Source organism: Rhodocytophaga rosea (assembly GCF_010119975.1).
Classification (GTDB): Bacteria; Bacteroidota; Bacteroidia; order Cytophagales; family 172606-1; genus Rhodocytophaga; species Rhodocytophaga rosea.
Map to the genome: position 1 here is coordinate 1,137,501 of NZ_CP048222.1, position 25,195 is coordinate 1,162,695.

23 protein-coding genes, 2 rRNA genes, 1 other RNA gene and 1 pseudogene (1 of these 27 running past the window's edge) are annotated in these 25,195 nt (G+C 41.7%); 14 read left to right on the forward strand and 13 right to left on the reverse strand.

Annotated features, from left to right (window positions below; translation table 11 throughout):
* The 4 genes and pseudogenes from GXP67_RS04885 to GXP67_RS04900 form a co-directional block, all read left to right on the forward strand.
* A 23S ribosomal RNA gene (locus GXP67_RS04885) occupies window positions 1-1,847 on the forward strand; it begins 1,010 nt to the left of the window's first position.
* A gap of 145 nt (window positions 1,848-1,992) precedes the next feature.
* A 5S ribosomal RNA gene (rrf, locus tag GXP67_RS04890) occupies window positions 1,993-2,104 on the forward strand.
* Window positions 2,105-2,320: 216 nt separating this feature from the next.
* Window positions 2,321-3,757: pseudogene (locus GXP67_RS04895) on the forward strand (aldehyde dehydrogenase family protein).
* 115 nt (window positions 3,758-3,872) lie between these two features.
* Window positions 3,873-4,739, forward strand: coding sequence for a Cif family virulence factor (locus tag GXP67_RS04900; RefSeq protein WP_162442124.1), 867 nt, complete (start codon window positions 3,873-3,875; stop codon window positions 4,737-4,739).
* A gap of 6 nt (window positions 4,740-4,745) precedes the next feature.
* Here the strand turns inward: GXP67_RS04900 and GXP67_RS04905 are convergent, their stop codons facing one another.
* Entirely contained in the window at window positions 4,746-5,147 is a 402-nt protein-coding gene (locus GXP67_RS04905) for a hypothetical protein (protein ID WP_162442125.1), read from the reverse strand.
* Between the two features lie 203 nt (window positions 5,148-5,350).
* On the opposite strand from GXP67_RS04905, the gene dprA reads away from it, so the two are divergent.
* Window positions 5,351-6,484 carry a DNA-processing protein DprA gene (gene dprA, locus GXP67_RS04910; protein WP_197901645.1) on the forward strand — a complete coding sequence of 378 codons (1,134 nt, stop codon included), beginning with the start codon at window positions 5,351-5,353 and terminating at the stop codon, window positions 6,482-6,484.
* Between the two features lie 191 nt (window positions 6,485-6,675).
* Here dprA and GXP67_RS04915 read toward each other — a convergent pair whose 3' ends face one another.
* Both GXP67_RS04915 and GXP67_RS04920 read right to left on the reverse strand, forming a co-directional pair.
* Window positions 6,676-8,490 (reverse strand): M61 family metallopeptidase, encoded by a 1,815-nt coding sequence (locus GXP67_RS04915; RefSeq protein WP_232064934.1) that lies wholly within the window; start codon window positions 8,488-8,490, stop codon window positions 6,676-6,678.
* 555 nt (window positions 8,491-9,045) lie between these two features.
* Window positions 9,046-9,633 (reverse strand): acyl carrier protein phosphodiesterase, encoded by a 588-nt coding sequence (locus tag GXP67_RS04920; protein WP_162442126.1) that lies wholly within the window; start codon window positions 9,631-9,633, stop codon window positions 9,046-9,048.
* A 99-nt stretch (window positions 9,634-9,732) separates the two neighbouring features.
* Here GXP67_RS04920 and GXP67_RS04925 point away from each other — a divergent pair, with 99 nt between their 5' ends.
* The 4 genes from GXP67_RS04925 (at window position 9,733) to GXP67_RS04940 (ending at window position 13,249) form a co-directional block, all read left to right on the forward strand.
* Window positions 9,733-10,245: an FKBP-type peptidyl-prolyl cis-trans isomerase gene (locus GXP67_RS04925; protein WP_162442127.1), complete on the forward strand. Its 513-nt coding sequence runs from the start codon at window positions 9,733-9,735 to the stop codon at window positions 10,243-10,245.
* Between the two features lie 250 nt (window positions 10,246-10,495).
* Window positions 10,496-11,005, forward strand: a complete 510-nt coding sequence (locus tag GXP67_RS04930) for a GNAT family N-acetyltransferase (protein WP_162442128.1) — start codon at window positions 10,496-10,498, stop codon at window positions 11,003-11,005.
* An 88-nt stretch (window positions 11,006-11,093) separates the two neighbouring features.
* The gene (locus tag GXP67_RS04935) at window positions 11,094-11,861 is read left to right on the forward strand and encodes an oxygenase MpaB family protein (RefSeq protein WP_162442129.1); all 768 of its coding nucleotides are present in this window, start codon (window positions 11,094-11,096) and stop codon (window positions 11,859-11,861) included.
* Window positions 11,862-12,127: 266 nt separating this feature from the next.
* Entirely contained in the window at window positions 12,128-13,249 is a 1,122-nt protein-coding gene (locus tag GXP67_RS04940) for an AI-2E family transporter (protein WP_162442130.1), read from the forward strand.
* 25 nt (window positions 13,250-13,274) lie between these two features.
* Here the strand turns inward: GXP67_RS04940 and GXP67_RS04945 are convergent, their stop codons facing one another.
* Together GXP67_RS04945 and GXP67_RS36895 are read right to left on the reverse strand one after the other, a co-directional pair.
* A complete protein-coding gene (locus GXP67_RS04945; protein WP_162442131.1) occupies window positions 13,275-13,541 on the reverse strand; it encodes a GNAT family N-acetyltransferase in 267 nt (88 codons plus the stop codon).
* A 70-nt stretch (window positions 13,542-13,611) separates the two neighbouring features.
* Window positions 13,612-14,001 carry a zinc metalloprotease gene (locus GXP67_RS36895; protein WP_197901646.1) on the reverse strand — a complete coding sequence of 130 codons (390 nt, stop codon included), beginning with the start codon at window positions 13,999-14,001 and terminating at the stop codon, window positions 13,612-13,614.
* Between the two features lie 199 nt (window positions 14,002-14,200).
* Here GXP67_RS36895 and GXP67_RS04960 point away from each other — a divergent pair, with 199 nt between their 5' ends.
* A complete protein-coding gene (locus tag GXP67_RS04960; RefSeq protein ID WP_162442133.1) occupies window positions 14,201-14,440 on the forward strand; it encodes a hypothetical protein in 240 nt (79 codons plus the stop codon).
* A gap of 201 nt (window positions 14,441-14,641) precedes the next feature.
* Here the strand turns inward: GXP67_RS04960 and GXP67_RS04965 are convergent, their stop codons facing one another.
* The 4 genes from GXP67_RS04965 to GXP67_RS04980 all read right to left on the reverse strand — a co-directional run bounded on the left by GXP67_RS04965 (window position 14,642) and on the right by GXP67_RS04980 (window position 18,354).
* Window positions 14,642-15,529, reverse strand: a complete 888-nt coding sequence (locus GXP67_RS04965) for a hydroxypyruvate isomerase family protein (protein ID WP_162442134.1) — start codon at window positions 15,527-15,529, stop codon at window positions 14,642-14,644.
* 278 nt (window positions 15,530-15,807) lie between these two features.
* Window positions 15,808-16,485, reverse strand: coding sequence for a 3-keto-disaccharide hydrolase (locus tag GXP67_RS04970; protein WP_232065266.1), 678 nt, complete (start codon window positions 16,483-16,485; stop codon window positions 15,808-15,810).
* Window positions 16,486-16,742: 257 nt separating this feature from the next.
* Window positions 16,743-17,798, reverse strand: a complete 1,056-nt coding sequence (locus GXP67_RS04975) for a sugar phosphate isomerase/epimerase family protein (RefSeq protein WP_162442135.1) — start codon at window positions 17,796-17,798, stop codon at window positions 16,743-16,745.
* A gap of 163 nt (window positions 17,799-17,961) precedes the next feature.
* Entirely contained in the window at window positions 17,962-18,354 is a 393-nt protein-coding gene (locus GXP67_RS04980; protein ID WP_162442136.1) for a hypothetical protein, read from the reverse strand.
* Window positions 18,355-18,702: 348 nt separating this feature from the next.
* Between GXP67_RS04980 and GXP67_RS04985 the strand changes: the two genes are divergently transcribed.
* The gene (locus tag GXP67_RS04985) at window positions 18,703-19,407 is read left to right on the forward strand and encodes a hypothetical protein (RefSeq protein WP_162442137.1); all 705 of its coding nucleotides are present in this window, start codon (window positions 18,703-18,705) and stop codon (window positions 19,405-19,407) included.
* A gap of 123 nt (window positions 19,408-19,530) precedes the next feature.
* Here the strand turns inward: GXP67_RS04985 and GXP67_RS04990 are convergent, their stop codons facing one another.
* Both GXP67_RS04990 and ssrA read right to left on the reverse strand, forming a co-directional pair.
* Entirely contained in the window at window positions 19,531-19,998 is a 468-nt protein-coding gene (locus GXP67_RS04990; protein ID WP_162442138.1) for a 3-oxoacyl-ACP synthase, read from the reverse strand.
* Window positions 19,999-20,070: 72 nt separating this feature from the next.
* Window positions 20,071-20,438: a transfer-messenger RNA gene (gene ssrA, locus GXP67_RS04995) on the reverse strand.
* 126 nt (window positions 20,439-20,564) lie between these two features.
* Between ssrA and GXP67_RS05000 the strand changes: the two genes are divergently transcribed.
* The 3 genes from GXP67_RS05000 (at window position 20,565) to GXP67_RS05010 (ending at window position 22,410) form a co-directional block, all read left to right on the forward strand.
* Complete coding sequence (locus tag GXP67_RS05000) at window positions 20,565-21,362, forward strand: DUF481 domain-containing protein (RefSeq protein ID WP_162442139.1); 798 nt, start codon at window positions 20,565-20,567, stop codon at window positions 21,360-21,362.
* A gap of 114 nt (window positions 21,363-21,476) precedes the next feature.
* Window positions 21,477-21,938 carry a hypothetical protein gene (locus tag GXP67_RS05005; RefSeq protein ID WP_162442140.1) on the forward strand — a complete coding sequence of 154 codons (462 nt, stop codon included), beginning with the start codon at window positions 21,477-21,479 and terminating at the stop codon, window positions 21,936-21,938.
* Window positions 21,931-22,410, forward strand: a complete 480-nt coding sequence (locus GXP67_RS05010) for a GNAT family N-acetyltransferase (RefSeq protein WP_162442141.1) — start codon at window positions 21,931-21,933, stop codon at window positions 22,408-22,410. The genes GXP67_RS05005 and GXP67_RS05010 overlap by 8 nt, the downstream gene beginning before the upstream one ends.
* An 80-nt stretch (window positions 22,411-22,490) precedes the next feature.
* On the opposite strand, the gene serS is transcribed toward GXP67_RS05010, so the two are convergent.
* Window positions 22,491-23,765 carry a serine--tRNA ligase gene (serS, locus tag GXP67_RS05015; protein WP_162442142.1) on the reverse strand — a complete coding sequence of 425 codons (1,275 nt, stop codon included), beginning with the start codon at window positions 23,763-23,765 and terminating at the stop codon, window positions 22,491-22,493.
* A 71-nt stretch (window positions 23,766-23,836) separates the two neighbouring features.
* Window positions 23,837-25,150 carry an aspartate kinase gene (locus GXP67_RS05020; RefSeq protein WP_162442143.1) on the reverse strand — a complete coding sequence of 438 codons (1,314 nt, stop codon included), beginning with the start codon at window positions 25,148-25,150 and terminating at the stop codon, window positions 23,837-23,839.
* Between the last annotated feature and the right edge of the window lie 45 nt (window positions 25,151-25,195).

Below are 25,195 nucleotides of genomic sequence, written 5' to 3' on the forward strand. Positions count from 1 at the left end.
ACCCAGCCCAACAGCTAAGGTCCCAAAATTTCTACTAAGTTGAACAAAGGAAGTCTACCTGCAAAGACAGCCAGGATGTTGGCTTGGAAGCAGCCATTCATTTAAAGAGTGCGTAACAGCTCACTGGTCGAGCGGGTGGGGCATCGATAATAAACGGGCATCAAGTAGAATACCGAAGCTTTGGATTTGTAGTAATACAAGTGGTAGGGGAGCATTCCTGCAGCAGAGAAGCAGAAGGCGGCAAGCCACTGTGGAGCGGCAGGAAAAGCAAATGTAGGCATAAGTAACGATAAGACGGGTGAGAAACCCGTCCACCGCAAGACTGAAGGTTTCCTGATCAACGTTAATCGGATCAGGGTTAGTCGGGGCTAAGAGGTTAGGGAAACCGAAGCTTCGATGCACAACAGGTTAATATTCCTGTACTCATCTATTGAGTTTAGCTATGACGGAGTAAGATAGAGTCTGCGCACAGACGGAATTGTGCGTTAAAGGCGTTTATGGCGCTGATAGTACCCTAAGGCTTCGGCTGCGGGGATAATGACTCCAAGGAGCTTCCAAGAAAAGTAGCCTAAACAATTGATAGAGGACCCGTACCGCAAACCGACACAGGTAGTCGAGTCGAGTAGACTCAGGTGCTCGAGTGAATCACGGCTAAGGAACTCGGCAAAATAGCCCTGTAACTTCGGGAGAAGGGGCGCTTACTTCTAGCAATAGGAGAAGCCGCAGCGAAAAGGCCCAGGCGACTGTTTAACAAAAACACATGGCTTTGCAAAAACGAAAGTTGACGTATAAGGCCTGACACCTGCCCGGTGCTGGAAGGTTAAGGGGGATGTTACCGCAAGGGAAGCATTGAACTGAAGCCCCAGTAAACGGCGGCCGTAACTATAACGGTCCTAAGGTAGCGAAATTCCTTGTCGGGTAAGTTCCGACCTGCACGAATGGTGTAACGATCTGGGCGCTGTCTCGGCCGTGAGCTCGGTGAAATTGTAGTAGCGGTGAAGATGCCGCTTACCCGCAACGGGACGGAAAGACCCCGTGCACCTTTACTATAGCTTAACATTGACTTTGGGTAAATCATGTGTAGGATAGGTGGGAGGCAGTGAAGCGGTGTCGCTAGGCATCGCAGAGCCAACGTTGAAATACCACCCTTGATTTACTTAGAGCCTAATCCGGAAACGGAGACATTGTTTGGTGGGTAGTTTGACTGGGGTGGTCGCCTCCAAAAGAGTATCGGAGGCTTTCAAAGGTACCCTCAGTACGCTTGGTAACCGTACATTAGAGTGCAATAGCAGAAGGGTGCTTGACTGTGAGACCAACAAGTCGATCAGGTGCGAAAGCAGGATATAGTGATCCGGTGGTTTCCAAATGGAAGGGCCATCGCTCAAAGGATAAAAGGTACGCCGGGGATAACAGGCTGATCTCCCCCAAGAGCTCACATCGACGGGGAGGTTTGGCACCTCGATGTCGGCTCGTCACATCCTGGGGCTGGAGAAGGTCCCAAGGGTTCGGCTGTTCGCCGATTAAAGTGGCACGCGAGCTGGGTTCAGAACGTCGTGAGACAGTTCGGTCCCTATCTGTTGTGGGCGTAAGAGAATTGAAGAGGCGCTGACCTTAGTACGAGAGGACCGGGTTGGACAGGCCGCTGGTGTATCTGTTGTGGTGCCAACTGCAGTGCAGAGTAGCTATGCCTGGAGCAGATAAGCGCTGAAAGCATCTAAGTGCGAAACTGACCTCAAGATGAGTTCTCTTTATAAGGGTCGTTTGAGACTAAAACGTGGATAGGTGGCAGGTACAAGAGTTGAAAGACTTTCAGCCGAGCCATACTAATTACCCAAACACTTCTTTACCAATGTAGATTACCTATGCTTTCTTTGCTCCAAGTACTTATACTTGCTTTATGACTTACTGTTTTCTCCCCTCTTGTTAATAACATCATTAAGAAATAGTCAGGATTACACTGCTAGAAAAGCAGGACAAAGCTGACAAAAGCCTAATGGTGAGTAAGCACAGGTGTTCACCTCTTCCCATTCCGAACAGAGAAGTTAAGCCCTTGTCGCGCCGATGGTACTGCCTTCACCGGTGGGAGAGTAGGTTCTCGCCAACCCCATTTACTAATCCTCCATCAAAGCCTCCTCTCCCAAGATGAGGCTTTTTTGTTGCTTTAGATAGTATAGGTTCCATCCATTAAACTGGGCTTTTAATCTTAGTGAATTTTGTGTTGCTACACTCTTCTCTCTTTACTGATCAATATTAACGTTCTCATCCTGAGTGTTGATTTTTATATTTTATTCCAATAACTTATGTAAAATCACTATTTGTTATGGCTACCTCCACAGTTATTAACAATCAAACTATTGAACTCCACCCAGAGAACCTGTTTTATGCACAGAAATTGAATAAACAGCAAGTACGACTAAGCACTGCCAAGCAAAGAATTGAAAAACTAAATCGTATCAAAGCGTGGGTCTTTAACCATAGAATAGATATTCAGGAAGCATTATTTAAAGATTTCAAAAAACCGGCCTCCGAAACAGATAATTCAGAGATTATGCCTGTAAAAATGGAAATAGATCATACTATTTCACATCTGAAACAATGGATGCAGGACAAGAAAGTAGCTACGCCTTTTAATCTGCTAGGTTCTTCTGCCTACATTATGTACGAACCCAAAGGTGTAGCATTGATCATATCTCCCTGGAATTTTCCTTTCAATCTGGCTATTTGCCCGCTTGTGTCTGCGATTGCGGCGGGCTGTTGTGCCATTATCAAGCCTTCTGAATTTACTCCGCATACCTCTGCCTTAATTTCAAGGATGATACAGGAATTATTTAACAGCAACGAAATTGCTGTTATTGAAGGAGATAATCAGGTAGCCTCTACCCTGCTCCAACTTCCATTCGATCATATTTTTTTTACCGGAAGTCCTGCAATTGGAAAAGTAGTGATGAAAGCGGCCGCAGAACATCTTACTTCTATTACGCTGGAACTGGGTGGTAAATCACCGGTGATTGTGGATGAGACGGCCAATATTGAAGATGCAGCCGAGAAAATAGCCTGGGGAAAATTCATCAATTCTGGTCAGACCTGTGTAGCGCCTGACTATCTGTTTGTTCATAAAGATATAGAAACAGCATTTTTAAGTCAACTCAAACAATCTATTATCAAATTATTCGGTGATAGCACAACAGGCAAATCTGCTGATTATGCCAGGATTGTAAATAATAAACACTAGAAGCGGATACAAAACCTGATTTCGGATGCCATTCAACAAGGTGCTAACCTACAAACTGGCGGTATCTCCGATGAAACTGATCATTACATATCTCCTACGGTACTCACTCAGATTGATCCGCATATGCAGGTAATGCAGGAAGAAATTTTTGGGCCTTTGTTACCTGTTATCAGCTATACAGATATTAAGGAAGTTACCGATTTTATTTCCGGTAAAGAGAAACCTTTGGCACTATATATTTTCAGCAGTAACAAAAATACGATCCGCCACCTACTTATGCGTACAAGTTCCGGAGGTGTATGTATCAATGATTGTGTACTCCATTATATACATCCAAATTTACCTTTTGGTGGTGTTAATAACAGTGGTATTGGCAAAGCACACGGGCATTATGGTTTTCTGGCTTTTTCGAATGAACGGGCAATTCTAAAGCAAAGAACAGGACACACCACCATAAAAATGTTGTACCCGCCCTATACAGCTAAAGTAAAACGAATTATCGACCTGACTTTAAAATGGTTGTAAATGTTGATCATCGTCTTCCTCTTTGTTCATCCATTTTATAAACCTTATATATAAGCTGACTTGCTGTACAAAAAGCAATCTATAAATTTACATCGTATCCTAATCATTTACTGCCTTGAAAGTAGCGCTTATTATTTCCTCTGTTCACTTACTGGCTACTTTTAGCATCGCCCAGAATAATTCGAACGATGCACAGACGCTTGTCCAGGCAGAACGGGATTTTTGCAATATTTCAAAATCTAAAACTACAAAACAGGCATTTATGGCAGTGCTGGCAGAGGATGCTATTTTATTCCGGCCTCAGCCTGTAAATGGGAAAAATTGGATGAACGAAAATCCGGAATCTCCAGGATTACTTATCTGGGAGCCTGCCTGGGCAGAAACCTCACAAGCTGGAGATATAGGATATACAACTGGTCCCTATGAATTCAGAGCTAACAGAACAGATACTGTAGCTGCCAATTTCGGTCACTACGTTTCGATATGGAAGAAACAGCCTGATCAACCCTGGCAACTGGTGATGGATGTAGGCATTGGTCATACTAAATTGGAAAAAGTCTCAACATTGACATTTCCGCCTAAAGAAAACATAAAGCCGCAACAAGTATCTCAAGCACAAAAAGAATTATTAAAAGCAGATCAGAAATTTGCACAAATCTTGAAAGAAAATGGAATAGCAAAAGCGTATGCTGCGAACATGGCAATGCAAGCCAGATTATATAGAAATGGACATTTTCCGTTTATCGGAAATTCTTCCGTAGAGAAATATTTGATTACCCTAAAAGGAACATTAGTTTCTGAAACGGTAGAAGGATTTGTTGCCAGAGAAGGAGATATGGGCTATACCTATGGTATCACAACTTATCAGGAGGAAAAAGCTGAAAAGCAATACAGCAATTATATCCGGATATGGAAAAGGCAGGCAGATAATACCTGGAAAATTGTACTGGATATTCAAACACCCCGGCCTGCTCCAAAATAATACGTATTATATTTTTGTCAGCTTTACTTCTCCGCTCACCGAAGGCTGAACAACAAACTTTCTGCTTGCACCTTCTACATTCAGTATAATTTCCAGCATACATTTTATTTTACTGGGCATGTTCTTAATCTTACTGGACAGCCCGCTTATAATTTTGTCATCGCTAATAGTTAAGTACTGGAACTCATCCATTTTTTCTGCAAGCGCCACACTATCCAGGTAGCTGCTCGTCTCTTTGTTTTTGGTCTTCTGATTGACTGAAGTATCCAGAACGAAGGTAATTACAGGACTTGCGCCTTCCTGAGTACTTTCAATGAATAATCCATCTGAAAGCAGATTGCTGCTATACCAGCGGCCACATTGAATAAAAGAAATCTGGAATGTGCCTTTCTTAACAGGTATTTTCATTGCTATTAACTGAGTTGAATGGATACTATACTTTTAAATATACAGCGTATTCGCTCTGGCAATGATAAAGTAAATCCTGGTAATCCGAAAATAAAATCCTGTTCGTACAAGATATATTAGTAAATTCGCTTTCCCGGAACAAAAACGACTAGTCTGGTTTGTTCCAAACACACCGGCCATCCATCAAATAGTAGCATCATTCATTGCATAGTCATTCATCACATACACCCGATACCCCCGATGAACTTATTTACAAAGTAGCATTGGGATTAACCTCAGGCGTAGGTGACGTAACCACCAGGCAATTGATCAGCTACTGTGGTTCAGCTGCGGCTGTATTCAAAACGCCCAAAGGCAAACTATTAAAAGTACCTGGTATCGGACCGAAAACGGCTGAAGCCTTACTCAACAAAGAAAATATTGCTGAGGCAGAAAAAGAATGTGAACTCGCCCAAAAACAAAACATACACATCCTTTTCTATACAGACCCTGCATATCCCAGCCGTCTGAAGAATATAACCGATGCCCCTGCCCTACTCTATTTTAAAGGGAATGCCGATCTGAATTCGGAGAAGATCATTGCAGTTGTTGGTACGCGCAAAGCTACTCCGTATGGCAAACATGTAACAGAACAGATCGTACAGGAGCTTTCGGCCTACCCATCTGTGCTGGTGGTGAGTGGGCTGGCGTATGGCATAGATATAGCTGCACATAAAGCGGCCCTTCAGTACAAAGTCCCTACCTTAGGTGTAATGGCAAGCGGAGCAGACATTGTATACCCATCCGGTCACAAAAATACAGCAGCACAGATGGAAGAAAGCGGAGGCCTGCTTACTGAATACCGGATAGGTACCAAACCAGATGCGCCTTACTTCCCGGCCCGAAACCGCATTATCGCCGGTATTTCGGATGCAGTTATTGTGGTAGAGGCAGCTATTACAGGTGGAGCTTTGATCACGGCAGAAATCGCCAATGGCTATAACCGGGATGTGTTTGCCGTGCCCGGAAATCTGGATGCGCCTTGTTCAGAAGGCTGTAATATGCTGATCAGGAACCATAAGGCCAATATATTTACGGGTGTAAAAGACCTGGTGTATTACCTCAACTGGGATCAGCAGGCAGCACCAGCCAAATCTAAACACACCGATCAATATGAGCAACTGGATGAGGATTCTAAAAAGATCGTAAATCTGCTGCAACAGAACAAAGAAATGCTGATGGATGATTTGAGCTGGAAAGCCCAGATACCAGTTAGTAAACTCGCTTCCCTCCTACTCACACTGGAACTGCAAGGGCTTCTTAAAGCTTTGCCTGGCAAGAAATTCACCTTGAGTTGAAAGCTTCTGACTGCCACTACCTCAACATGTAAAAACAAGCATGTTTTATAGAAAGCACCATCTGTACTTTATCTGGTGTGTAGAAAGAAATAAAACAGGCTTACCTGAAACAATCGTTTACCAAGTAAGCCTGCTTGCATATGCAGCCGTATCATCCGGACGGCTATACTTTTGTTATGTGCACCTTCCGGTTAGTTCTCAGTCAGGCGGAGCCATTTTTGCAGCAGGGCTTCCTGTTGCGGAGAGGCATTAGCGACTCGCTGCATACCATAACTGGCATTCGGGTTCTTGCCCAACGTAATATCCAGTGTCTGCAGGATACCTCCCCGGTTAATAAGTATTGCTACTTTATCGCCTGGTTTCTTATTGGAGATAAATTGATTGAGGTTCTCCCCTACCCTGTAATTATCGACAGCAATAATTTCATCATTTACATTCAGTCCATATTGATAGGCTGCCGTACCCCGCATCACAGAGGTAACATTGAGTTTCCCATTAGACATAGAAGTAGCTGCACCTAAGTAAGCATCATTCTTGCCCTCACTATAATTCAGCAGTTTTAAGCCTACGTAGCCGAGATACTTATTATAATCTGGTTGTTCTACCCCATAGATGTGCTTCTGGAAGAAATCATCCAGTTTTTTGCCAGCCACCTTTTCTACGGCTGCCTGCATTTCTGCTTCGGTGAACCCTCTTTTCTGTTTCTTATAATACTCCTGATATAAATACCGCAATACGTCATCAAAGCTTTGTTTGCCCTGCGTACTGTTCATGATCTCCAGGTCCAGCAGCATACCTACGACCGCGCCTTTGGTATAATAGGAAATGGTTGTGTTGTTTGAATTTTCGTTGGGACGGTAATACTTGATCCAGGCATCGAATCCTGATTCGGCAACGGACTGCACTTTATTACCAGGAGCATTCTCAATGGTTCCAATATTACCAGTGGCTGTGTTCAGGTAGTCATCGGCATCTACCAGATTGGCCCGGAGCAGCAGATGGTCGTCATAATAACTGGTTACGCCCTCAGCGACCCAAAGCAAAGTGGTATAATTTTCGTTTTCATAATCAAAGGGCCCTAACACCTTGGGACGAATCCGTTTTATATTATACAGGTGGAAGAACTCATGCGACACCAGCCCGAGAAAGCCCTTATAACCAGTCTCCGTTCCATAGTTCCACCGGCCGGTTTGCAGGGTGGTAGAGTTCAGGTGCTCCAGACCGCCACCGCCAGCAGGCAGGTTATGTACGATAAAGGTATAATGCTCGTAAGGAATCTCATCGAATATCTTCACAGTTTCCTCCACAATTCTTTTCATATCTGCGACCAGGCGCTTCTCGTCATAATTTCCTTCGCCATACATAGCTACCCGGTGCGGCACATTACGTACAGAAAATTCAAGTACCTTGTGTGTACCGATTTCAATGGGTGAATCTACCAGCACATCATAGTCAGGGAATTTGAGGGCAAATTTATTATTTCCAACCTGGGAAAGTCCGGTGGAGAGTTGGTTCCAGTTTTTGTAAGGCTTTACAGTTACCGTGCCTGGTGTGTTCATCAGATCTTTTACAAACATAAATACAGCGGCAGGCTGAATATATCCATGTGAGGCATCCAGGAAAGGCGTGCGTACACTGATTTCAAATGCATATACCCTATAGCTTACTTCCACCTCATCCGAATTATTGCTGTATACCCGCCAGGTATTCTTATTGATCTTCTCTGACTTTGCAGCGCCTCCTTTGGTGGTGCGGGCCGTAAATGCTTCTACATTTCTGGCATACTCGCGCACCAGATAGGAGCCTGGTGTCCATACAGGCATCTTAAAGTCTATGTACGGGTGCTTGTATCCGCTTACTTTCATCTGTACGTCGAAGTAATGGGTTTGGGCTTCATCCATAGATACCGTATAGGCAATGCCAGGAGCGGCCTGTACCAGACTACATAGGGCTACGCACAGTAAAATCACATACAAGCTGGTGAATATTTTAATTTTTCTCTTCATAGATAGGTTATAATTAATAGCAAGCTTATGTTTGGCAAGAAACAAACAGCAAAAATAAACCTTTTGAGTAAGCTTATGAACATCCATACTCATAAATTTAATGGGTTGTTTCAAACTGGCCGGGAATACTTGTCATACATATTTATAACAGCAAGCAAAGTTTCTTTGGCATTGTATATAATCTATTAATTTGTACCCTTCTCACTAGTCTGGAGAGTATCCCGAAAAGTAGATATGCCTCCCTGACATTTACAGAACCATCAAATACATGTATGTATAGTACCCGGAACTGTCCAGACTGCATGAATCTTTTAATTTGTAATACCCGAACCAGAGCGGATGGTGTAAATCAAAAGATTTGTAGCATCCGTTCCTGCACAGTTGGTATAAAAACCAAAATTTACTACTTCCTGAATTGTCCGGATAAAGTAAATACATGAATGTATAGCTTCCTTACTATACCGGAAGGAGCAAATTTTTAATTTCAATACTTTCGGACTTGTCGGGATATATGTATTTTTTGAAAGTATGGCTTCCGGTTTTGTCAGGAGGCAGTTACAAATGGGTATCCTTCCAGTCTTTTACATGCTGAATCAATTGCGGAAAAAAATTGGTAAACTCGGCCAGGTACAACTGATAATCCTGTTGCAGGTCATATACAGCCAGTTCCATATCCGATTGAAAAGTAGTCCGCTTGGACATTCCTTGCAGGGCACGGGCAATACCTTCTATACGTCCATACGATACGAGCCAGTTCTGCTTCTGCATATAATGAAGAAGAATATGCATGGCGGGCGGCAGTAACTGCTTATTTATTGTCATCAAGCGGTAGGTCTGGCTGGCAAATTCTGGCAGTGGTAATGCAGAATAAGATTGCCAGTTCACGGCCAGAAAATGATCATAAAACATATCTACGATCACGCCGGCATACTTGCGGTATTTGGAACGGAGGCGCTCTTTGCTCTCTTTTACTACAAAATGCGTATCAGTATAATAATCGATCTGGCGATGGAGTTCTATTCCTTTTATGATCTGAGGATGGATCGTGACAGCAGGTTTCCCTTTCACAAAATCGGCCATAAAGTTCCCGATCATCAGTTCATCAAAATCGCCGGAAAGGTATAAGTGCGCCAGAAAATTCATAAAATTGGATTTTTTACTCCGGTTGCTTGTTAAAAGATATAAAAAAACTTGGTTATCATACGTATTTCTCCGTATAATTAACCACGAAAAACTAATATTATGACAGTTGACACAAATAAAGTAGTATCATTAACCTACGAATTAAGGATTGATGATGAAAATGGCGAGCAAACGCTAGTAGAGAAAGTAGAGCAGGACAACCCGATGGTAATCCTTTATGGATCGAGTGGCTTACCGGAACGTTTCGAAGAGCAGATCAGCGGGTTAAAGCAGGGTGATTCCTTCGAATTCTCTATCAATCCGGAAGAAGGATATGGAGACTTTGATGAGGAAGCTGTTGTAGAACTTCCAAAAGATGTATTCAAGGTAAACGGAAAGGTGGATAATGAGTTATTGCAAATAGGCAATTTCGTTCCGATGACCAACCAGGATGGCCACCGTTTGCAGGGAAAAGTACTGGAAGTACATCCGGACAGTGTTTTAATGGACTTTAATCATCCGCTTGCCGGCGTGAACATGCATTTTAAAGGCCAGATCCTGGATGTGAGAGAAGCTTCTCAGGAAGAACTCGCCCATGGTCATGTACATGGCGAAGGTGGACATCATCATTAATAGCCGGCAACAAAGAATAGTGCATCTGATACAAATACTATGGCTTGCCAGGCGAATGGCAGTTGTTCGTTGTGAAGTCATATCGTCTATTCATTCCGGGAAGAGTGTTAAAAACTAGTCAGATCAACTCTTCCTGTAATAAGCTTACCTATCTAACAATCAGGTCTATCTGGCCTGATTTTTTTGTGCGTATATATTTGATGTATACCTTTAAGTCCAGCACGAACAATTCAACTTCTCCATATAATATATGCCGATAGAAATTAAAGAGATTCATTCTTCAGACTCGGTTGCCTATAAACAATTCCTGCTGCAAGGATTGGAACAGGATTATGAGAACTTCCGCATCAGCCCTACTGATGAAAAAGAATCTCCCTTTCCTACTAGAGACAAGCCCGATAGTTTTACCTTAGGTGCCTTCGAGGGGAATCAGTGGGCAGGCATCGTCAGTTTTCAGCGGGAAGGAGAAAACCGGGAAAAGCTCAGGCATAAAGGTTTGCTGTTCCGGATGTATATTTCTCCTGCCTTCCGGGGAAAAGGTATTGGCCAGGCGCTGATCGCAGAATTACTCAACCGGGTAAGAGCCCTGGAAGATATTGAGCAGATCAACCTCACGGTAGTCGCTGATAATGCCGTAGCAAAAAAGGTGTATGAAAAATTTGGTTTCCGTTCGTTTGCCCGGGAAGTCCATGCCATGAAATGGAAAGGTAAATATTATACGGAAGAACAAATGGTGCTTTTTCTACGGCAACCCTCCTGATATTTTACAATAGTATTTCACAAATAGCTTAATATATCTACCGTACCAAGCCCGATTACGTACATTTCCGGAAACAAACGAATTGTGCATGACAAATACGATGGGTTCCAGTCAGGTGGCCAGGCGGATATGGGGAAGTACCGATGCTGTAATGGTATTCTTCGCCGGAGGCGCTGCTGAGTTTGCGGCTATTAAAGCGGTAGACTGGCTGTTCTTCACCAATGCGCTTCCCTCCGACCCTATCGGCCGCTTTTTCGATACCGTACGCTTTGCCCAGCATGTTTTCTTTAATGAGAAACCTGGGTCAATGGCTACGATGGATAATATCAACCGCATTCATGGATTTGTAGAAGATAAACGGGGCTACGAAATACCACAATGGGCCTACAAGGATGTGCTTTTTATTTTAATTCATTATGGCGAACGGGCGCATGAACTCATATTTGGCCCCTTAACGCATGCCGAACGTGTCTCTTACTTTGAAGCCTGCTTAGGCATTGGAAACGCTATGCATATACAGGATCTGCCTCAAACCTATGAAGCGTACATACAGCAGCGGCATCAGCATTTATTACAGGATTATGCGCATACCCCTCTTACAGATGAGTTATTTAATAGTTATAAAAAAGCTTTGGGTACATGGAGATATCAGTTTCTGCGTCTCATCCAGGGTAGCCTCATCCCACAAGAACTGCAACCAGTGTTAAATCTGAAGCCTCATCCGGTAATAGACAGATTATTAAAATACTACCGTTTCCTGCCAGGCAAGGGGAATAAACTTCGTTTTTTACATGGAATATTGCTACCAGGTAGCTATCGGAAAAAGCTCAGAGCTTTAGAACGTCCGGCGGTATAAGTATAGAAATTTACAAAATTTCATGCTGTGTTTGACATTTAAAGTCGTATAGCTCATTGTTAAAAGCGCGCTCCGTATTATGGTATCTTATTTCTAGGGCAACAGGTGAATCGTTAGAAGAAAATATCATCTGTATAAAAAATTTGCTATACTTGTTTGCAACAGTGCCATCTGGTAGCTGTTATTTTGAACATAAGGAGTAACTGGCCCCATTATAAGCACAGTTCGTTCATTATTTAATCAATTGATTACTTCCACAGATATATATGAATCAGACAGAACTATTCAGGCAATTTCCTTTACTTCGATATATTTTACTACTGCTGTTTGCTTTTCTTTTTTTCGGTGGCTTGCATGAAGCCAGGCAATTTCTGATTCCTTTTAGTCTGGCAGCCGTTCTGGCTATGCTCATGCTGCCAATTTGCCGCCGGCTGGAGAAATGGGGCTTACACCGGGGTATTGCTATTGGTATTTGTATTCTGATCATTCTGTTAACCCTGGCCGGGCTTGTATTTCTGTTTTCCTTGCAGGTAGCAAGTTTTGCTCAGGATATTCCTGCCTTAAGCGGACAACTTACCAAGAAACTGGATAATGTGCAGCAGTTTATTGAAGATAAAACTAACGTTTCGCCAGACAAGCAGATTGAATACCTTAAACAACGGGCTTCTACCATGCTGGAGTCTACAGGCAAGTATATGAGCGGCTTTGTAAGCACTACTACGGGCATGCTGGCTACTATTGGTATTATTGTGATTTACATCTTCTTCTTTATGTATTACCGGGGAAAATTCCTGCGGTTTATTTTGATGATTACTCCGGCAGAAGATCATGAAAAAGTAAAAAAGATCACTACCCAGGTAAGTCAGGTTACCCAGCAATATTTATCCGGGGTAATTATTGTGGTAGTAATTCTGGCTATATTAAATTCCATAGGATTGCTGATAATCGGCATTAAACAAGCCATTTTCTTTGGCAGTCTGGCAGGCTTGCTCAATATTATTCCCTATATCGGAGTTTTGATCGGAAGTTTGTTACCTATTTTGGTAGCCCTGCTTACCAAAGATAGTTTTACTTCAGCGATTGCCGTAGCAGCTGTTTTTGCCTTCAATCAGTTTCTCGAAAATAATTTCCTAACCCCCAATATTGTCGGAGGAAAAGTGAAAGTAAATCCGCTGGCTACGATTATGGCTTTGCTTATTGGCGGTTATCTGTGGGGAGTGGCCGGCATGATTTTGTTTATTCCTTTTCTGGGAATTGCTAAAATCATTTTCGATAATATAGAGGGCTTACAACCATATGGCTACCTAATTGGGGATGAAGATACACCAGGTTCCGACGAACCTATCGTGGAAAAGATAAAAAGACGCATCCGGAAAGTCCGAAAATGAATCGTCTTTTCTATAACATCCTAACTCAGCGGTGTTGCCTGTGTACATAGCGGGCTACAAAACTACAGGAAGGAATTACCCGGTAATTATTTTCTTTGGCATAGGCCAGGGCAGTTTCTACTAATTTTTCACCTATACCATGTCCCCGGTGTTCCACAGGAACATACGTATGCATCATATCAATCGTTTGATCGCTGGGAATGGTATAAGATAACTCTGCAACAGCGCCACCTAGGTCTGCATAAAATACTTGTTCTTCTTTATCGTGTTTAACGTTTATGTTCTTTTCCATAGGAGTTGATTCATTTATTAGTACGTATAATTGGGTTAAAGAATTAAAATGCCAGTTGAATCTATAGACATTAATAGCTCATAGCGGCACGGATCATTACAAATTCCTGGATATTATTCATATCAATTACGCCTTTTAGTTTGTGGCTTCCTTTATTTTCTACCACCGGATAAAAAGCATTTTTACGTTTTTGCGCTTCGGCATACACTTCTTTCAATAGGAAGCAGCGTGATTTTCTTTGTATAGATACCATATCATTTGGCTGTGAGGGAATGCCCAGTTCATGTAGCAATACACACAAAAATATACTCAACACAAAAATAACTGTTGTGATAATAGTAGCTGTACTGCTCCCTTTATTAACCTCCGAGAAAACGATCCATCCCAATAGCAATAAAAATGTCCAGTGGACAAGAATTTTTATGCCGGCAATTCTGCCAAGTACCCAAGATCTTCCCATAAATTTTACGTCTAATTCTACAGTATTATAGCTAATCTATGACTGGTATAACGAAGATTTTGATCGGGATGTTTTCACACGGTAAAATCATCTTAGACATACAAAATTTTTGTTTTAGAAAACTCTTTACTGGAGTGCAACCTACAAAAAGTATAATGCGTATAGTGAAACAATGGTAAAAAAATATTAACTTTATTACATGGAATCAATGTTTGAATTTATTATCCTTCCCTCTGATGAGCAGGCCAGATATATTTGGGACAGAGGCACTTTTTTAATGTCAAGGCAATTAGGACGCTATAATATTAGTTTATACCACGTAGAAGGATTTTTTGTTGAGATCTGGTATAACAAAGATGATAATACTATTTATGCAATTACACCATTCAGAGATTCTTCCAGGCTTGAACCATATCTGGGAGACATTTGTCTGACTTAAAAAATGAACTATTTCTTACATAAGCTTTTTTTGATATTTCCTCAGAAAGAGAGGTAATTCTTTATAGTATAATTTCCAAATAAACTGATTCCATTTTTACCACCTGTTTTAGCAGCATTCTATTCGAAAACGTATACAACATTCATAAAAACAAAAAGGACAGGTTTCAAACCTGCCCTTTTTGTTTGAATCAGACTTCCCCTATATGTCACAGATCGTAACACCCTGTTTCAGAGAAGCCAGTTTATCTTCACGTTTGGGTATAAACTCCTGGCCCACAAACCCTTTATAACCAGTGTCAACAATGGCCTTCATAATGGCCGGATAATACAGCTCCTGGCTTTCATCAATCTCATTGCGGCCTGGTACACCTCCAGTATGATAATGCGCAATATACTGGTGATTATCTTTAATAGTCCGGATTACGTCGCCTTCCATGATCTGCATATGGTAGATATCGTAGAGAAGTTTGAAATTCTCAGAACCTACGGCTTTGCATAAATCTACGCCCCATGCCGTATGATCGCACATATAATCTTTGTGGTTCACCTTGCTGTTGAGCAGTTCCATCACCATAGTTACTTTGTATTTCTCAGCAGATTTCATCAGTTTTTTCAAACCAATGGCACAATTCTCAATTCCTTTTTCATCGTCCATTCCATTGCGGTTACCCGAAAAACAAATTACTTTATTTAAACCGGCATTGGCCAGTTTAGGAAAAATAGATTCGAAACTCTCTATAAGCTCCGCATGGTATTGCGGATCATTAAAACCTTTTTCAATGCCTTTACCAGCACCCCAGGGCATAGCAGAAGTAAGGCCATATTTTTTCAAAATCGGCCATTCTTCCGGACCGGTAAGTTCCACAGACTGCAGGCCCATTTCTTTACCAGCTTTACATAAGTCTTCAAAAGCAATTTTATCGTAGCACCAGCGGCATACCGAATGGTTTATCTTCCCTTTCAGCGCTGCTCCAAGCGACTGTTCTGAGGCATTTACACGAGTAGATATAGACATAGTTGTAGAGAGTAAGGCAGTGCCACTGGCAATTTTCAGCAAAGCTGACCTGCGGGAAGATGTTGAGCTCATGAGTAAAAAATTAAAAAGTGAGTAGGTTATATCTGGAACCAGGATTTTCCAAATTCCAGGATTGGCAGGATTTAATTCATCTGGTATGAACTGATGCAATCATTCAAGTTACCTGGGTAGAATCTTACGCTTGATACTGATTTCAGCCATACAAATAAAAACTGTATGCATTTTTTGAATATTTCATATTCACCTGGCATGAAATCAAAGAAGTATGAAGGTAGACTTAAAATCCGGCTCCATACTTCTTTCAATAAATCAATGTTAAGAATGATCACTTACAAAGGTCTGATCTTTATATTTTTGAAAGTAACCACATTCCCATGATCTTGTAGGGCGATATGGCCTTTGCTATACTTTCCAAAACCTTCCCAGCCTTTAAATTTACTATCGTTTACCATTTTTTCCCATTCTGGGCCAGTAGTAGGATATTCTACTACTTTCGTACTATTCATGTAATGCTCAGCTTTTCCATCTTTTATCACAATACGTACTTTATTGAATTGACCGGCAGGTTTAGTGACATTGGTGGTAGGTGGCAGCATGTCGTATAAGGAACCGGCTACCCGGTTTCCGTTTTTGCCTTGTTTAGCATCCGGGTGTCTGGCATCGTCGAGTACCTGTACTTCAGGGCCAGTAGCATAGGTTGCTTTGAATTTGGGATCTTCATGTACATGATACATAATACCACTGTTGCCACCCTCGGCAATTTTCCATTCCATTTCCAGTTCAAAATCGCCAAACTCTTCATCAGTCACTATATCCCCGGCACCACCATCAGTCAGCATAAGAGTTCCGTTTTCTACTTTCCATTTGGGGGAAATTTCCTCACCTTTCTTTAAATAAGTATGCCAGCCTTTGGTGGTTTTGCCATCGAACAACAATTTCCAGCCGGCTTTTTTCTCAGCAGCCGTCAATTCATTGTCCTTTTGAGCAGATTTTTCCGGATTTTCCATGGTGATTTTATCTTTAGCTAAAGCAGGTAATTCTCCTGCCCCACTGTACATACTCATGCATATAGCAGCAATGATAAGGCCGCTTTTCCGAAGCATATTAAACTTTTTCATAGGTAATTAATAAAAAATAGATTTTTGGGTTGTGATTAATTGATCAATAATAAAGGTTATTACATTCATACAGCACTAGCAAACACTTTACCAATCACTATTGACCAGGATAGCAATTTACAAAAAAATAGCAAGATTTTGATAATTTATTGAATTCCAATTACCTTCCGGTTGAAGGCTTCATCAGTTCCGGTTCCGGCAAAATCATCGAAAGCCCGTTCTGTAACCCGGATAATATGGCTTTCTATAAAGGGAGCACCTTCTTTAGCCCCTTGTTCTGGATGTTTAATGGCACATTCCCATTCCAGTACAGCCCAGCTGTCATAATCATATTGAGCCAGTTTACTGAAAATGGTTCCAAAATCTACTTGCCCATCGCCTAGAGAACGGAAACGTCCTGCCCGGTTTACCCAGCCCTGATAACCGCTGTATACGCCTTGCTTGCCGGTAGGATTGAATTCAGCATCTTTTACGTGGAAAGCATAAATACGCTCATGATAGAAATCAATAAACTGCGCATAATCCAGTTGCTGGAGCACAAAGTGGCTGGGATCATAATTAATGCCTGCCCGTGGGTGGTTGTTTACTTTTTCAAGGAACATTTCGAAAGTAATGCCATCAAAGAGATCTTCGCCCGGATGCAGTTCATAACCCACATTAACACCGGCTTCATCAAAGGCATCCAGAATAGGTTTCCAGCGTTTGGCCAGTTCTGTAAAAGCGGTATCCACCAGGCCAGCCGGACGCTGAGGCCAGGGATACATAAACCACCATAGTAATGAACCCGAAAAGGTAACGTGTGCAGTTAATCCCAGATTCTGACTGGCTTTTGCAGCCATTTTTAATTGATTAGTAGCCCATTCCTGTTGTTCTTTGGGTTTTCCAGCCAGATTTGCCGGAGCAAAGCCGTCAAACATAGAGGCATACGTTGGATGTACTGCTACCAGCTGCCCTTGCAAGTGAGTAGATAGTTCAGTAATCTGAACGCCAGCTTCGTTTACAATGCCTTTAATTTCGTCTGCATATGTTTTGCTATTCGCCGCTTTTTCCAGATCTATCATGTTTGGAGCCCAGGTAGGAATTTGTATGCCTACATAACCCAGGTCAGCTGCCCATTTGGCAATAGATGGCAAGGAATTGAATGGGGCTTGGTCACCCAAAAACTGGGCTAGAAAAATAGCAGGTCCTTTAATTGTTTTCATTTGTGTACACTAAGATTAGGTTTCCGGGTTTAGAATTGTCAAATCTTAGTATTTTTTAGAAGGAAAGCAAGAAAAATATAAAGCCATCCTATAAAAAGCATGGCTGTTTTTTAATCGTCAGGATGTAGATCAGGCTACCTGTATCAAGCAAGCATACTGTAAGCTATTCTTGTTTTTTCTCCCAGATTACTTTCTGATCTGAGATTTTGGCTTGTTCTTCCAGGTTACACACAAATACCTGCTCGCCTTTGCAATTGTACACAGCATTACCGGCACAGGTATCACAAAGCGGCCCTCCTACGCCGATAATGAATACCGTTTGCCCTTTATAATTTCCCTGCGTAATGGTATATAATGCACAAGGATTTTCAGGCGTAACTTCGGTTTTTTTCTGCCACTCTTTTAGCCAGGCAAGTTCTTCCAGCGGATTACTCACACCGCAAGGATTTCCGGATTGATTCTTACTGCCGGCTTCATTCTCAGGATTTTTTAATTCACCTGACTGGCAGGATAGTAAAAAAGCAAATAGAAAACAGAAAGGAAATATAATTTTCATAAGCAGAACAAAATAATAGTTTAACTGATGACCCTTTACCTGGAAAAAAGGTTGGCAGGCTGCATAGGAATTGATCTGAAATTTACTACAAATAGGATCATTGTTTCAGCTTGATCTATTTTTCTTTTCATAAAATACTGTTGTAAAGCTGCTATCACCTATGGTAAAGTTCTACAACAAGTTGATTGTCATTTTTTTGCGAACACTTATCAATAAACAAAAATCAACGCTTTACTTTAAGTATACGAAATAACATCCTTCTGTGGAGTATTTTTTCTGGGATAGAACCTGTATATTGACTTAAAAACACTTAACTCATGATATAACTCCTTCAAACGGACATATTAGATGAAAAAGATAATATTTTTCTCAATTATATTCTTTACAATTTATGGGCCTCTACAGGCACAGGAGAGTAAAACTATCCGGGTAAAATCCGGTAATGATCCGGTCAGGGTCATTCCCATGTCTGATAAATACAGATTTGCCAGGTTTACAGACGGAAAGATTTATTATGTTAACAGTGTATCGGCCGGAAAATTGAATTACAGTATCCTGCTAGGCGAGATTCATTTTATTGGCCCCAAGCAGGATACACTTTCACTGGCAAACGAACAGCTGATTAAAAAGGTAAGTATTGGCGAAAGCAATTTTTACTACGCGAAAGAAAAAGGATATGTGGAGGAGATTGCTGATTTCAACAATATTAAGCTGGGTATAAGTCAAATCATTCACATGGTAAACAGTGAAAAAGAAGGCGCTTATGACCAGTCTACAGGTGTTGCTTCGATCAGAAGTTATAAATCATTAGCTACTGGAAACAGTTCGCTTCAGCGTTTGCAGCTAAAGGGAGATATTTTGCTGGCAAAACGGGTCAATTATTTTCTTATAGACCAGAATTCCCGCATTCATATTGCCAGTAAGGCTAATTTTTTAAAAGTATATGCCAAGCATAAAAAAATGATAGCTACCTATATAAAACAGGAAATGATCGATTTTAAAAGCGAAAAAGATTTGAGAAAACTATTGTCATTTTGCAACCAGCTATCCTAATTCCTTATGCGTTTGCGGCTGAAAAACTGTTATAACTTGTGCAGGAATCTTTTGTGAGAAAATTATCTGGGGTGCAGTTAAAATATAAGCAAGATTTGCGCTTGAATCAGTAAGCACATCATTTTAGAAAAGTGCCGAAATACTGAATGTTTTTCCCCGGAATAGAAAAGTATCTCCTGCTTTTTTGCCCAGTAAAATCTGTCCTAAGGGAGCCGCGGTTGAAACCGAATAGTACGTTTCTTTTAATACTGTATAAGGCCCTCCACTAATAGCTATAAAATAATTTCCAGCTGTAGTTTTCACCACGCTTCCTACACATACCGCCAGCGGACTAATCTGCGGATTAATCTGCTGTAAAGTAGCCAGGTCTTTCAGCGCTTCCTGCAATTGTTTGGCATTCATATTCCGCACATTCTGGCTCATGGCCCTGGAGGTATCATATTTATCGCCGGCTGTACTTCTCTCTTCGCTATTTGCCGACTGCTGGGCATCGTCCATTGCCTTCCGGGCATGTTCTACCCGTTTGAGCTGGTGATCTATACAGATTTGCAGAAGTTGTTTCTTTATGGCAATAGTTGAGTCAGAGGTCATATATTTTTATATTGGATTCAAGATAAAAATAAAAACCCCACAAATGACTCTGCAGGGTTTTGTAAATTGAATAAGTGGAGCCGGAGAGATTCGAACTCTCGTCCAGACAAGGAAACTGTCGCGCTTTCTACATGTGTAGCTACTGTCAGGTTGTCGGGAATGGAAAAGGTCAGTAGCAAACGTATCCATTCCTTAGTTACTTTATCTTGTCCTTACACCATAACTTTGTAAGAACCAGCGCTGCATTGTGATACCTCAGTTGCTAACCCGGCAGCACGTGGGGTCAGCGAGGCACATGCTGAAAATTAATCCTAATTAAGCAGCAAGGGCGTAGTTTTCTTCGCCATTTATTGTTGTGAACGTTTTATTTACAGGAAATACGTACAACTCCTGACATGCTTACACGCAGCCTGCTCAAGCTGTCAATTCCGGTCGGCCCCATACATCAAAGAACTCAATTTACTCTATCTTTTCAACACATTCATGCTAAAAAGGGTTGCAAATATAGTTAAGTTTTTACCCATTTTTGTCATTTTTATTTTCTTATTTTTTCAGTATTTGCCCACATGTTTACGCCTGCATACCTGCGCCGGATTATACCTTCTTCCAGACAATTTTATGGATTATGTATTAGTTTTCTGATATGTTTTTCAGCTTCCGGCCAGATTCTGAATATTGAAAAAGACCGCATAGACAGTGATACAGCCAATGTATGGCTGGGCAATATCGGGCTTACCTTTAATACCCGTAGCCAGCAGGTGCAGGTGCTTACTTTTAATGCTTTTTCCAATGTGGTATATCTTTCCCGCAAGCATAGTTATATTTTTATCAGCAACAACAACCTGATCCGCATCAAAGGCCAGGATGTAATCAGCGATGGCTACGGGCATTTCCGCATTCATTTTCTGAGGCGTAAAAAGTTGTCGGCTGAAACATTTGCACAAGCCCAGTACGACGAAAGCCGGGGTATGCACGAACGGGAGCTAGCTGGTGCAGGTATCCGCTATCACATTCACCACTCCGATCAGTTGAACCTGGCGGCAGGTTTGGGAGCTATGTATGAACACGAACGATGGGCACTGGAAGGGAATGATTCTACTACTTCAGTTGTAAAATCAACAAATTATTTTTCGCTGCACTGGAAAATAAGCAAGCATGCGGAGTTCAACTTCATCAATTACTATCAGGCAAGATTTTCGGCTTTTTTCCATCCCCGGATTATCAGTGATGCCAGCCTGATTATTTCTATTAACCGGCATTTTGCATTTACCACCCGTTTTGTGGCTACTTATGATGCCTTGCCTGTTATTCCGGTAAATAAATATGTGTATTCACTTACCAATGGCCTTGTGTTCAGGTTTTGAATTTTATTTCACAGAACGTAAGTTTAAAGACATAGCTATGTAAATTTTTTGCTGACATCTTATTATTTTGCATATTTATTGTGGAATAATTATATCGCAACTTTATCATCAGCTATGTCCGCTTATACGCTTCCGGCTCTTTACGAAGAATATTCTGAACAAAGAAAACTCAATATAACTTTCGAACAATTTACCTTTCTGCTTACTTCTTATCCGGTATTGCTTATTGTAAGTACTGATGGGAAAGTAGATATTAAAGAATGGAATTACCTTAAAAAGCGTTCCGATGACCTGGCAGATCTGCTGTTACCTCAGGAAACAGATCCAGAACTTATTGGAGATTTGAAAAGCATGTTACTGAATGAGTTCAAATACCTGCTGATGAATTTTGATACCTGGGAGCGCAAGTTTATGAAAACACTAAAAAATTATTTAAAAGAAAAACCAGAGTTAAAGCATTCGATTCTTGAATCTATTTATTTATTTGCAAGTGTGTCGCAGGGTATTTGTGAAAAAGAAGAAGTGATGATCGAGCACCTCCGCAAAGAACTGAATATAGAAGAATCCTATGAGTAATACCCCTATTCACATACGCTCTGGCCGCAAAGAAGACATTCCGGCTGTGTTTGCCCTCGTACAAGAACTGGCTTTATTTGAGAAAGCACCTCACGAAGTAGACAACACGGTAGAACGCATGCTGGAGGATGGGTTTAGCGAAAACCCAGTGTTTGGTTTTCTGGTAGCTGAGCTGAATGGAGTGGTTGTGGGCATTTCCTTATATTATTTCCGCTATTCTACCTGGAAAGGAAAAAGATTATACCTGGAAGATATTATCATAACTGAAGAGCATCGCAGCAAGGGAATTGGCAAACTATTATTTAAAGCTACGATGGATACGGCCAAAGAACTCAACTGCAATGGCATGTCCTGGCAGGTACTCGACTGGAATACACCTGCCATTGAGTTTTACAAGAAGTTTAACGCTAATTTTGACCAGGGCTGGATCAATTGCAGCCTGAGTGGTGAGCAATTAGGGGTGAAAGTGTAATGCCGAACACTTGAGTTAAGTACATAACACACAAAAACAAAGAAGCCAGATTTCATAAATCTGGCTTCTTTGTTTTTGTATTAATCAATCCTATCAAAGCCAGTGTAAGGCTGTAATACTTTAGGCACAGCAATTCCCTTCTCCGACTGGTTATTTTCCAGAATAGCGGCCAGAATCCGGGGCAAAGCCAAGGCACTTCCATTCAGCGTATGCAAGAGCTGTGTTTTTTTGTTCTCATCCCGGTACCGGAGTTTTAAGCGGTTTGCCTGGAAAGTCTCAAAATTACTTACTGAACTCACCTCCAGCCAGCGTTTCTGGGCAGCAGAATATACCTCCATATCATAGGTCAGCGCAGAAGTAAAGCCCATATCGCCGCCGCATAACCTGAGGACCCGGTAAGGTAACTCCAGTTTCTGCAATAAGCTTTGTATATGTTTACTCATTTCTTCCAGCGCCTTATAAGAATTATCAGGCTTTTGTACCTGCACAATTTCAACTTTGTCAAACTGATGCAGGCGGTTTAAGCCCCGCACATGAGCCCCCCAGGAACCGGCTTCTCTCCGGAAACAAGGTGTATATCCTACATTTTTAACAGGCAGATCAGACTCATTGAGAATAACATCCCGGTAAATATTGGTAATAGGCACTTCTGCTGTCGGGATCAGGTACAAGCCATCTGCTGAAGCAAAATACATCTGGCCTTCCTTATCCGGCAACTGTCCGGTACCAAAACCAGAAGCTTCATTTACCACAATGGGCGGCTGAATTTCATAATATCCGGCTTTTAAGGCTTCATCCAGGAAAAAATTAATCATCGCCCGCTGAATACGTGCACCTTTGCCTTTATACACTGGAAAACCTGCGCCACTGATTTTCACACCCAGCTCAAAATCAATAATATCGTACTTCTTGATCAGGTCCCAGTGGGGCAAAGCAGACTCAGTCAATTCTGGTATACCACCATGCTGATACACAGTTTCATTATCCTCAGCCGTTTTTCCTTCCGGAACACTGCTATGAGGCAAATTGGGTAAGGTTACGAGCAAAGCCTGTAATTCCTGCTCGATCTTTTCCAGTCCATCCGACAGTTCTTTTGACCTGGTTTTTAACTGACCAGTTTCTGATTTATTTTTTTCTGCTTCTTCTTTCTTACCGGCTTTCATCAACGCACCTATTTCCTTGGCTAGGTTATTAGACTTGGCTAAGGTAGCATCCATTTCTGACTGTGTTTCCCGGCGGCGGCGGTCCAGTTCAATCAGTTGATCTACGGAGGTTTCTGCCTGGGCAAACCGCTTTTTTTGCAGTCCTTTAATCACTGTCTCTTTGTTTTCCCGGATGTATTGAAGTTGCAGCATAGGATTCAGGTATTAGGAATAAACTCATTCATTAACTAAAAGCGCATTTTTTCAGAAAAACTAAATAGTTTTTAAAACAATCCGTCGTTTAATGCATTCAGGGTTTCATTTTTTTGATTGGTGTCTACCAGTATAGACACATTATGATTGCTGCCGCCATAAGAAATCATACGCACCGGAATTTGCTTCATAGAATTGAAAACCTTTGCTACAATACCTTGTTTATCAGACCCAAAATTTCCTACAATACAGATGATCGACTGGTTCTTGTCTACCTCTACATGTCCGAATGCACGAATTTCCTCTACGATTTGCTCCACATAAGTCGGATTATCAATGGTAAGCGAAACAGCTACTTCTGAGGTAGTAATCATATCCACCGGAGTTTTGTATTTTTCAAACACTTCGAAGATTTTTCTCAGAAAGCCATAGGCAAGTAGCATCCGGCTGGAACGTATTTTAATGGCAATAATCCCATCTTTAGCCGCAATCGCTTTAATGTCTTTCTCGATGGTATGATGGGCAATGAGTGTGCCTTGCGCTTCTGGCTGCATGGTATTGAGAAGACGTACCGGGATATTGTACAATTTTGCCGGACGAATAGTAAATGGATGCAGGATTTTGGCTCCAAAGTAGGCAAGTTCTGCTGCCTCATCAAAGGAAAGCTCTGCAATCGGGAAGGTTTTCTTTACAATCCGGGGATCATTATTGTGCATACCATCAATATCTGTCCAGATCTGCACTTCATCGGCCCGGATGGCCGCTCCGATCAAAGAAGCAGTATAATCACTGCCTCCTCTTTTCAGATTATCCACCTCGTCATGCACATTCAGGCAGATAAATCCCTGGGTAATAAAAATTTCTGTGCCAGGATGAGAGGCAATCGCTTCAGAGAGGTGTTCTTCCGCAAAGCTGATAATAGGCTCTTCGTCAGCATCAATGCGCATAAAATCGAGGGCAGGTAATAAGGCGGCTTTAATTTGCTGTTCCTGTAAATAGGCAAAAAACAGCTGCGTAGAAATCAATTCGCCCTCTGCCACCAGTTCTTTGCTTTCTTTGATAGAAAAAGGTTTTTCTGCCAGCGAACGGATAAAATCAAAATGTTTGGTAATCACCGCTTCTCCGGCAGCCAGACCTTGTGGTGTTTTATATAAAGTTTTGACAAATGTTTTATAGCTCTCATGTAAAGTCCCGATAGCCTCGAAAGCAGCTTCATGTGCTGAACGGGCAATAAGGTCGCCGATGTTAATCAGGCTATTGGTCGTGCCGGATACGGCCGACAATACTACTACTTTTCTATGGGTATCTTTGGTAATTAAACGGGCTACTTCGTGCATACGCTCAGGCTTCCCTACCGAGGTGCCTCCAAATTTTAAAACTCTCATGTACAGTGATTGCGTGAATAGATGATTTAGTAAAAAGTATAAAAA

Excerpts from the sequence above, each read along its gene's own strand:
- GXP67_RS04905 (WP_162442125.1), bottom strand. The coding sequence starts at position 5,147 with ATGAAAATACCTGTTAAGAAAGGCACATTCCAGATTTCTTTTATTCAA.
- GXP67_RS04915 (WP_232064934.1), bottom strand. The coding sequence starts at position 8,490 with ATGAAGAGAAAAATTAAAATATTCACCAGCTTGTATGTGATTTTACTG.
- GXP67_RS04920 (WP_162442126.1), bottom strand. The coding sequence starts at position 9,633 with ATGAATTTTCTGGCGCACTTATACCTTTCCGGCGATTTTGATGAACTG.
- GXP67_RS04925 (WP_162442127.1), top strand. The coding sequence starts at position 9,733 with ATGACAGTTGACACAAATAAAGTAGTATCATTAACCTACGAATTAAGG.
- GXP67_RS04930 (WP_162442128.1), top strand. The coding sequence starts at position 10,496 with ATGCCGATAGAAATTAAAGAGATTCATTCTTCAGACTCGGTTGCCTAT.
- GXP67_RS04935 (WP_162442129.1), top strand. The coding sequence starts at position 11,094 with ATGACAAATACGATGGGTTCCAGTCAGGTGGCCAGGCGGATATGGGGA.
- GXP67_RS04940 (WP_162442130.1), top strand. The coding sequence starts at position 12,128 with ATGAATCAGACAGAACTATTCAGGCAATTTCCTTTACTTCGATATATT.
- GXP67_RS04945 (WP_162442131.1), bottom strand. The coding sequence starts at position 13,541 with ATGGAAAAGAACATAAACGTTAAACACGATAAAGAAGAACAAGTATTT.
- GXP67_RS36895 (WP_197901646.1), bottom strand. The coding sequence starts at position 14,001 with ATGGGAAGATCTTGGGTACTTGGCAGAATTGCCGGCATAAAAATTCTT.
- GXP67_RS04960 (WP_162442133.1), top strand. The coding sequence starts at position 14,201 with ATGGAATCAATGTTTGAATTTATTATCCTTCCCTCTGATGAGCAGGCC.
- GXP67_RS04965 (WP_162442134.1), bottom strand. The coding sequence starts at position 15,529 with ATGAGCTCAACATCTTCCCGCAGGTCAGCTTTGCTGAAAATTGCCAGT.
- GXP67_RS04970 (WP_232065266.1), bottom strand. The coding sequence starts at position 16,485 with ATGGAAAATCCGGAAAAATCTGCTCAAAAGGACAATGAATTGACGGCT.
- GXP67_RS04975 (WP_162442135.1), bottom strand. The coding sequence starts at position 17,798 with ATGAAAACAATTAAAGGACCTGCTATTTTTCTAGCCCAGTTTTTGGGT.
- GXP67_RS04980 (WP_162442136.1), bottom strand. The coding sequence starts at position 18,354 with ATGAAAATTATATTTCCTTTCTGTTTTCTATTTGCTTTTTTACTATCC.
- GXP67_RS04985 (WP_162442137.1), top strand. The coding sequence starts at position 18,703 with ATGAAAAAGATAATATTTTTCTCAATTATATTCTTTACAATTTATGGG.
- GXP67_RS04990 (WP_162442138.1), bottom strand. The coding sequence starts at position 19,998 with ATGACCTCTGACTCAACTATTGCCATAAAGAAACAACTTCTGCAAATC.
- GXP67_RS05000 (WP_162442139.1), top strand. The coding sequence starts at position 20,565 with ATGTTTACGCCTGCATACCTGCGCCGGATTATACCTTCTTCCAGACAA.
- GXP67_RS05005 (WP_162442140.1), top strand. The coding sequence starts at position 21,477 with ATGTCCGCTTATACGCTTCCGGCTCTTTACGAAGAATATTCTGAACAA.
- GXP67_RS05010 (WP_162442141.1), top strand. The coding sequence starts at position 21,931 with ATGAGTAATACCCCTATTCACATACGCTCTGGCCGCAAAGAAGACATT.
- serS (WP_162442142.1), bottom strand. The coding sequence starts at position 23,765 with ATGCTGCAACTTCAATACATCCGGGAAAACAAAGAGACAGTGATTAAA.
- GXP67_RS05020 (WP_162442143.1), bottom strand. The coding sequence starts at position 25,150 with ATGAGAGTTTTAAAATTTGGAGGCACCTCGGTAGGGAAGCCTGAGCGT.